Origin of the sequence: Rhodoplanes roseus (assembly GCF_003258865.1) — a bacterium.
GTDB lineage: Bacteria > Pseudomonadota > Alphaproteobacteria > Rhizobiales > Xanthobacteraceae > Rhodoplanes > Rhodoplanes roseus.
On the sequence record NZ_NPEX01000268.1, the window covers coordinates 1 to 7,882 of the forward strand.

The 7,882-nt window shown below is 71.0% G+C and carries 8 protein-coding genes; 3 read left to right on the forward strand and 5 right to left on the reverse strand.

Annotation, left to right across the window (positions count from 1 at the left end; translation table 11 throughout):
• Positions 1 to 302 precede the first annotated feature (302 nt).
• Positions 303 to 506, forward strand: a complete 204-nt coding sequence (locus CH341_RS25320; protein WP_111421750.1) for a hypothetical protein — start codon at positions 303 to 305, stop codon at positions 504 to 506.
• A 16-nt stretch (positions 507 to 522) separates the two neighbouring features.
• On the opposite strand, the gene CH341_RS25325 is transcribed toward CH341_RS25320, so the two are convergent.
• The 3 genes from CH341_RS25325 to CH341_RS25335 form a co-directional block, all read right to left on the reverse strand.
• On the reverse strand, positions 523 to 1,239 hold the full coding sequence (locus CH341_RS25325; protein WP_111421751.1) for a putative quinol monooxygenase: 717 nt from the start codon (positions 1,237 to 1,239) through the stop codon (positions 523 to 525).
• A 154-nt stretch (positions 1,240 to 1,393) separates the two neighbouring features.
• Positions 1,394 to 2,317, reverse strand: coding sequence for an alpha/beta hydrolase (locus tag CH341_RS25330; protein ID WP_111421752.1), 924 nt, complete (start codon positions 2,315 to 2,317; stop codon positions 1,394 to 1,396).
• A 53-nt stretch (positions 2,318 to 2,370) separates the two neighbouring features.
• Complete coding sequence (locus tag CH341_RS25335; protein WP_170149800.1) at positions 2,371 to 3,558, reverse strand: pyridoxal phosphate-dependent aminotransferase; 1,188 nt, start codon at positions 3,556 to 3,558, stop codon at positions 2,371 to 2,373.
• Between the two features lie 189 nt (positions 3,559 to 3,747).
• On the opposite strand from CH341_RS25335, the gene CH341_RS25340 reads away from it, so the two are divergent.
• Positions 3,748 to 5,157 carry a M48 family metalloprotease gene (locus tag CH341_RS25340; RefSeq protein WP_111421753.1) on the forward strand — a complete coding sequence of 470 codons (1,410 nt, stop codon included), beginning with the start codon at positions 3,748 to 3,750 and terminating at the stop codon, positions 5,155 to 5,157.
• Between the two features lie 15 nt (positions 5,158 to 5,172).
• Positions 5,173 to 5,943, forward strand: coding sequence for a DsbA family protein (locus CH341_RS25345; RefSeq protein WP_111421754.1), 771 nt, complete (start codon positions 5,173 to 5,175; stop codon positions 5,941 to 5,943).
• Positions 5,944 to 6,175: 232 nt separating this feature from the next.
• On the opposite strand, the gene CH341_RS25355 is transcribed toward CH341_RS25345, so the two are convergent.
• Positions 6,176 to 7,495: a UDP-glucose dehydrogenase family protein gene (locus CH341_RS25355; protein WP_111421756.1), complete on the reverse strand. Its 1,320-nt coding sequence runs from the start codon at positions 7,493 to 7,495 to the stop codon at positions 6,176 to 6,178.
• Between the two features lie 136 nt (positions 7,496 to 7,631).
• The coding region (locus tag CH341_RS35385; protein ID WP_210208609.1) for a hypothetical protein at positions 7,632 to 7,882 on the reverse strand (251 nt) is incomplete at its 5' end.

Genomic DNA, 7,882 nt, shown 5'->3' on the forward strand with positions numbered 1-7,882 from the left:
GGCGGAGTCCGCCGGGATCGAGCCGGCGGCTCCCGCCGAGACCCCGGCCGACGCCGAGCCGGCCGCCAGCGAGGCCGCCAGCGCCGAGGCCGCCAAGCCTCGCCGCACCGGCTGGTGGGCCCGCAAGCTCCTCGGCGACAAGGGCTGAGCGACGCTCCGCACGCGACGCGTCGCACACGAGCCACGGACGGGCCGCCTTCGGGCGGCCCGTTTCGTTTCAGGCACGGGGACGACGGAGGCCGAGGACGGAGCGGAACCCGCGCCGCCCGGCGGGCTTGACGGGTCGAGACCCGGGAGCCGCCATGACGCCCTATGCCGGATACGCGATCGAGCCGTTCGAACGGGCGCCGGGCCTGTGGCGCGCCTCGGTGCGCCGCGCCGACGCCGGGTCGGCGACCCAGGCCAGCGCGGATCTGGCGACCTTCACCACGTCGGCCGACGCGCCGACGCGCGACGACGCGGTGAGGCTCGCCCAGGCCGCCATCGACGCCGGGCTGGCCTGCTGAGCCGCCGTCCGGCCGCTCAGTCGATCACGTGGTAGAGGCGCTCGTCGTACAGGCTCCCGCTCTTGGGCAGCAGGTTGTCGCGGAACGTCTTGGTCGCCGCCGCGTCCACATGCGCCTCCCACGCCTTGGGGTCGGCCCAGACCTCGACCAGCGTGAAATGGTTGGGCCGGCTCGCCTGGGTCAGCCCGTCGAAGCGGAGATTGCCGGCACTGCCGCGGCTCGCGCCGGCGAGCGCCGTCACCAGGGCTTCGCCCTGCTCCCGTGCGGTCGGGATGAAGTCGACATGGGTGACGGCGTAGATCGCGCCGCTGCCGGCCGGCTTCGCCTCGCCCACGGCGAGCGGGCGATGCGGCCGCTCGTCGAACGGCGCCGTGGCGATGGCGGCGAGCTTCGCCCGCAGCGCGCCGACATCCGCCATCGCCGCATGAGCGGCGCGGGCCGCGTCGTCGGTCCAGCGCTCCAGCAGCATGAAATGGTGCGGATGCGTTGTCCGCTGCAGCGCCGTGACGCCGACGACCCCCGGATGCTTCAGGGCGGTCGCCTTCAGCTCCTTGACCAGGGCGAGACCCTCGGCGGCCTTGCCGGGTGCCACCTCGATGTAGCTGACGACGTAGTCACCGGCCACGGGCGGGGACGGAGGCGCGGGCGGCGCAGCCGCCGGAGTCTGCGCGAGAGCGGGCACGAAGGTGGCTCCGGCCAGAATCAGGCCGAGCAGAAGGGTGCGGCACGACATGCGGTCTCCTTGGAGCGTTCCGGGGCGGGCGTGTCTCGCCGGCCGGAGCGGCCGACGTTTCCTCCGTCCGGCGTCTGGTGCGCCGGTATCGGTCGACGGATCGAGGCTGCCCCGTACGGGCCGGCTGTGCAAGCCGTGTCGGCGTCCGCTGCGCTCAAGCGGGCGTGAACGCCGGCCGGTCGGCCGCGCAGGCCGCCCGCAGGAACGCCACCAGCTCGCCGGCACGAGGGGCGAGCGCGTCGCGCAGGTCGTGATCGCCGTCGACCGCCAGCACGCGGGCCCGCGACGCCGCGGCGGCGAGACGTTCGGCGTCGGCGAACGGCACCGTGTCGTCGCGCCGCCCGTGCACCAGCAGCACCGGACAGCGGACCCGCGCGACGGTCGCGAGCGGCGCGATGACGTCGAACGAGGCGCCGATCACGTGCTCGACATGGCGCAGCACCCACCAGCCGATCGGCCAGTGAGGCACGTGCTTCGCCGCCATCCAGCCCCGCATGATCTCGCGCGGATGCGCGAAGGCCGAAAGGCTCACGACGGCGCGCACGTCGTCGTGCCGCGAGGCGTGCAGGAGCGCCGCGGCGGCCCCGACCGAATGCCCGATCAGGGCGATCCTGCCGGGATCGATGCCCGGCTGCGCGCGCAAGAATGCGAGGCCGGACGAAATATCCTCGGCGAAGCGCGGCATCGAGGCGAAATCCTCGTCGTCGCTGCGGCCGTGGCAGCGCGCATCGAGCAGCAGCACGGCGAAGCCGGCGTCGCGCAGCGGCGCCACCACGGGCAGCATCATGGCGGCGTTGGAGCCCCAGCCGTGCATCACCAGGACGGCCGGATGCGGCGCCGGGACCGCCACGTCCGGCGTCACCAGCCAGGCGAACAGGCGCTTGCCGCGCATCCCGGCGATCTCGACCTCGCGAACGGCATCGGCCGGTAGCCCGAGATCGAGCGGCCCCTGATCGTGCGGCACCCGCGGCGCCCGCAGGGCCCGCAGCATCGCCTGATGCGCCAGCCAGCGCAGGCCGAAAACACCGGCCGCTGCGGTAGCGGCACCGAGCAGCAGAGTGTCGAGCTGCCAGATCATGCGGCTCGATTAGCACGGATCGCCGAACGCGATGATCCCTACCCGATGATCCCCTACCCCATCCCCTTCAGCCAGCGGCCGATGCGGGCGACGGCTTCGACCATGTCGGCCTCCGAGCGGGCGTAGGAGAAGCGCACGAAGTGACGGCCGGCGACCGGGTCGAAATCGAGCCCCGGCGTGACGGCGACCCCGGCCTCCTCCAAGAGGGCCCGGGCGAAGGCGTGGCTGTCGGGGGTGAAGTCGGAGACGTCGGCGTAGAGATAGAAGGCCCCGTCGACCGGGAGGAAGCGGTCGATGCCGCAGGCCGGGAGACCTTTCACCAGGATGTCGCGGTTCCTCGCATAGCCGGCCTTGACGGCCTCCATCTCGGCGCGGCCGTCGAAGGCGGCCTCGGCCGCGACCTGCGACAGCGTCGGCACCGAGATCGCGAGGTTCTGGTGCAGCCGCTCCATCGGCCGGACCAGCTGCTCCGGCGCGACCATCCAGCCGACCCGCCAGCCGGTCATGCAGAAGTACTTGGAGAACGAGTTGATCACCACGGTGCTGCGCGACGCGGCGAGCGCCGTGGTGGCCGGGAAGGCGTAGTCGAGCCCGTGATAGATCTCGTCCGAGACCACGGCGATGCCGGCGTCCTCGGCGGTGGCGATGAGCCGCGCCAGCGCCTCGGCCGTCATCATGGTGCCGGTCGGGTTGGCGGGACTGGCGATCAGCACGGCCTTCAGCGGCGCGTCGCGATGGGCGGCGAGCAGCGCCTCGGGGGTGAGGGCGTAGCGTGTCTCCGGCCCGGTGCGGATCAGCACCGGCTCGCAGCCGAGGGCGGTGAGGATGTGGCGGTAGGGCGGATAGGCCGGCACCGACAGCGCGACGCGGTCGCCCGGCTCCAGCAGGGCCAGGAAGGCGAGCACGAAGCCGCCCGACGAGCCGGTCGTCACCAGCACGGTCGCCGGATCGATCTCCTCGCCATGGGTCTCGGCGTAATGGCGGGCGATCCGCCGCCGCAGGCTCGGAATGCCGAGGCTCTCGGTGTAGCCGAGCGCCGCGCCGCTGCCGCCGAGCGCCTCACGGGCCGCCGCGAGGGCGGCCGCCGGGGCCGGCGCCTCCGGCTGGCCGACCTCCATGTGGATCACGTGGCGGCCGGCCTGCTCCAGGCGGGCGGCGGCCGACATCACGTCCATGACCATGAACGGGGGAACATCGCTGCGCGCCGACGGACGGCACAGGCGGGCGCGGTCGGGTGTCATGCAAGCCTCGGAAATCTACACCGAATCGAATGCGACTCGGGCCTCGGATGCGGCGGCGCGACGGGGGCCGACGCCGTGCTGTTGCCGCATTCTGTGGGTTGTTGGGGTGCAACCGGGTCGCGTCACGGCCCATTGTGGAACGCCCGGCCACCCGCGTATCCTGACGGTGGCGGCCAAGCACCGGTTCGAATGAGCGCAGCAAACGACCCTGTCAAGCGCCGGCTCGTGCTGCGGGCGCCTCGCGCCGTCGCAGTCGCGGTGGCGTGCGCCGTGACGGTAGCGACCGTCCCGACGCCTGCCGCCGCACAGCGCATGCCGCTGATCCGCGACGCCGAGATCGAGCAGCTCCTGCGCGACTACACGCGCCCGATCCTCGGCGCCGCACGCCTGACCCAGCAGAACGTCAAGGTCACCATCATCAACGACCGCGGCTTCAACGCGTTCGTGATGGACGGCCGGCGCATCTTCGTGAACGCCGGCGCGCTGATGGAGTCGCAGACACCGAACCAGATCATCGGCGTGCTGGCGCACGAAACCGGCCACATCGCCGGCGGGCACCTCGCCAAGCTGCGCACCGAGCTCGCCAACGCCAGTACCATGGCGATCATCGGCATCCTGCTCGGCCTCGGCGCCGCGGTGGCCGGAGCGCGCTCGAACTCGGTGGGCGGCAATCCCGCGGCCGTCGCCATGGCGGCGCCGACCAGCATGATCCAGCGCTCGCTGCTCGCCTATCAGCGCCAGCACGAGGAGCAGGCCGACCGCTCGGGGGTGAAGTTCCTGACCGAGACGGGCCAGTCGGCGCGCGGCATGTACGAGACGTTCAAGCGCTTCGCCGACCAGCAGCTCTTCGCCGCCCAGGGCGCCGACCCCTACATGATGTCGCATCCGATGCCGCGCGAGCGCATCGCCGCGCTCTCCGAGATGTCGCGGACGCAGTTCTACGACAAGAAGGATTCGCCCGAGCTGCAGCTTCGCCACGACATGATGCGGGCGAAGCTGTCCGGCTTCATGGACCAGCCGGGCGTGGTGGCGCGCCGCTATCCTCCGGCGGACCAGAGCCTGCCGGCCCGCTACGCCCGGGCGATCTCGACCTACAAGCACGGCGATCTCCGGCAGGCTATCGCCCAGATCGACGCGCTCATCCAGACGCAGCCGAACAACCCCTATTTCTACGAGCTCAAGGGGCAGGTGCTGCTCGAGGCGGGCCGACCCGCCGAGGCGGTGCCGCCGCTCCGCCGCGCCGTCGCCGGCGCGCCGAACCCGCTGCTCATCCAGGTCATGCTGTCCCAGGCGCTGATCGAGACCAACGATCCCAAGGGCGCCGACGACGCGATCAAGTATCTGCGCCAGGCCCTGCTGCTCGATCCCGACATCGCCGACGGCTATACCCAGCTCGCCAAGGCCTATGGCCGCAAGGGCGACCTCCCGCAGGCCGATCTCGCCGCGGCCCAGGCCGCCCTGGCCCGGGGCGACAACCGCACGGCCCGCCTGCTGGCGATCCGCGCCAAAGAGAGACTCCCGGTCGGCTCACCCGGTTGGGTCAAAGCCGACGACATCGCGAGCTTCCGTCCGAACGGCGCTCCCGTCCAACGTCCATAACCAAGGACCGATCCCATGCCGTTCCGCCGTTCCCTGCGCGTGCTCGCCACCGCCGCCCTCCTGTCCGCGGGGCTGGCCCTGCCGGCCGGCGCCCAGAGCTTCTCGGCGCCGCAGCGCTCGGAGATCGAGTCGATCGTCCGCGACTACCTGCTCAAGCATCCCGAGCTCCTCCAGGACGTGATGGCGGAGCTGGAGAAGAAGCAGGCCGTGGCGGAAGCCGAGAAGGCGAAGGCCGCGGTCCAGACCCATGCCGCGGCGCTGTTCAACTCGCCGCGCCAGGTCGTCATCGGCAATCCGCAGGGCGACGTCACGCTGGTCGAGTTCTTCGATTACAACTGCGGCTACTGCAAGCGCGCCCTCTCCGACCTGCAGGAGCTGATGCAGGCCGACCCGAAGCTTCGGGTCGTGCTGAAGGAGTTCCCGGTGCTGGGCGAAGGCTCGGTCGAGGCGGCCCGGGTCGCCGCGGCGGCCAGGATGCAGGACAAGACCGGCAAGAAGTATTTCGACTTCCACCAGCGGATGCTCTCGGCCCGGGGCCAGGCCGACAAGGCGAAGGCGCTCGCCGTCGCCAAGGAGGCCGGCTTCGACGTCGCCCGCCTGGAGCGCGACATGAGCAGCGACGAGGTCCGGACCAGCCTGCAGGAGAGCCTGCGGCTCGCCGAGGCGCTCGGCCTGAACGGGACGCCGAGCTACGTGGTCGGCTCCGACGTGGTGATCGGGGCGGTCGGCCGCGACACGCTCAAGCAGAAGATCAACACGGCCCGCTGCGGCCAGGCGACCTGCTGAGGCGGGCTCGTCGCGCCCTGTGCTGCGTGCCCCGGACAAGGTGCAGCAGGCCACCGGCCTGATGCACCGCCGAGCCGGGGCCCACCTTTCTCAGGCGAACCGCCTTGCCGGACCGCCCCTGGGTCCCGGCTCGACGGTGCAGCGCGTCGCGCTGCACCGCGTCCGGGACACGGAGCCGATGTACTGCCGAGAGGTCGTGTTCAATCGAGTGGAGCGGTGAACACCCCCTCCCTCACGCCTCGGCCGGCGCGCGCCCGATGCCGGAATAGGTGAAGCCGGCGCGCTCCATCTCGTCGGCCCGATAGATGTTGCGCAGGTCGACCACCACGGGACGGTTCATCACCGACCGCAGGCGATGCAGGTCGAGCGCCCGGAACTGCTCCCACTCGGTGACGATGACCAGGGCGTCGGCGCCCTCGGCGCACTCGTAGGCGTTGCCGCAGAAGGTGACGAGCCCGTCGAGATCGCGCTTGGCCTGCTCCATGCCGGCCGGATCGTAGGCCCGCACCTTGGCGCCCATGTCGTTGAACGCCGTCACCAGCGGGATCGACGGCGCGTCACGCATGTCGTCGGTGTTGGGCTTGAAGGTGAGGCCGAGCACCGCGATCGTCTTGTCGCGGACGTTGCCGCCGAGCGCGCTCGCCACCTTGCGGGCCATGGCGCGCTTGCGCTGGTCGTTCACCGCCACCACGGTCTCGACGATGCGCAACGGCGCCTCGTGGTCCTGCGCCGTCTTGATCAGCGCGAGCGTGTCCTTCGGGAAGCACGAGCCGCCGTAACCGGGACCCGCGTGCAGGAATTTCGCACCGATTCGGTTGTCGAGGCCGATGCCGCGCGCCACCTCCTGCACGTCGCCGCCGACCTTCTCGCACAGGTCGGCGAGCTCGTTGATGAAGGTGATCTTGGTGGCCAGGAAGGCGTTCGCCGCGTACTTGATCAGCTCGGCGGTGCCGCGCTGGGTGAACAGGAGCGGCGCCTGGTTCAGGTAGAGCGGCCGGTAGAGGTCGGTCATCACCTGGCGGGCGCGCTCGTCCGTGGTGCCGATGACGATGCGGTCGGGGTGCTTGAAGTCGCGGATGGCGGCGCCTTCGCGCAGGAACTCGGGATTCGATACGACGGCGACGTCGGCATCCGGGCGCGTCTCGCGGATGATCCGCTCGACCTCGTCGCCGGTGCCGACCGGCACGGTCGACTTGGTCACCACCACGGTGAAGCCCGAGACGGCGGCGGCGATCTCGCGCGCCGAATTGTAGACATAGCTGAGATCCGCGTGACCGTCGCCGCGCCGCGACGGAGTGCCGACGGCGATGAACACGGCATCCGCCTCGCCGACCGGTCCGGTGAGCTCGGTCGTGAAGTCGAGGCGCTTTTCGCGCACGTTGGTCTCGACCAGCCGGTCGAGCCCCGGCTCGAAGATCGGAATATGGCCGGCCTGCAGCGCCTCGATCTTGCGCGCGTCCTTGTCGACGCACGTGACGGTGTGGCCGAAGTCCGCGAAGCAGGCGCCGGAAACGAGCCCGACATAGCCGGTGCCGATCATTGCCACGCGCATTGGAAGGCCAGCCTTTCGGTTCGATCTGGAGGGGGTGCGCCGCTCATAACAAAGCCCGGTGAGCCGAACAAGCGAACCGCCCGACGGAGCGCCCTGCCGACAGCGCGATGCTCGTGGATGCCGGGCCGGATCGCGACTAAACCGAACGGTGGTAATTAGGAGGCACCTTAACACCTCGTAAACCATGCCAGGGCCACATTGCTGCGATCACCGGTTGTCGGGTGACGCCCCGAGCGCGGGGCTTCGCCGTGCCGGTCCGCCATCGGACCACCACTGCCATGCCGCACCTTCCGATCTCCACCGACGATCCCGCGACGGCGATCACGTGAGCATCGAAGGCCTTCAGGCGGCGTGCGATCTGTTGGCCGATCGCACCGAAGCCGAGCA

Coding starts and splice junctions, on each gene's coding strand:
- CH341_RS25355 (WP_111421756.1), bottom strand. CDS start 7,495: ATGCGCGTGGCAATGATCGGCACCGGCTATGTCGGGCTCGTTTCCGGC.
- CH341_RS25325 (WP_111421751.1), bottom strand. CDS start 1,239: ATGTCGTGCCGCACCCTTCTGCTCGGCCTGATTCTGGCCGGAGCCACC.
- CH341_RS25335 (WP_170149800.1), bottom strand. CDS start 3,558: ATGACACCCGACCGCGCCCGCCTGTGCCGTCCGTCGGCGCGCAGCGAT.
- CH341_RS25320 (WP_111421750.1), top strand. CDS start 303: ATGACGCCCTATGCCGGATACGCGATCGAGCCGTTCGAACGGGCGCCG.
- CH341_RS25345 (WP_111421754.1), top strand. CDS start 5,173: ATGCCGTTCCGCCGTTCCCTGCGCGTGCTCGCCACCGCCGCCCTCCTG.
- CH341_RS25340 (WP_111421753.1), top strand. CDS start 3,748: ATGAGCGCAGCAAACGACCCTGTCAAGCGCCGGCTCGTGCTGCGGGCG.
- CH341_RS25330 (WP_111421752.1), bottom strand. CDS start 2,317: ATGATCTGGCAGCTCGACACTCTGCTGCTCGGTGCCGCTACCGCAGCG.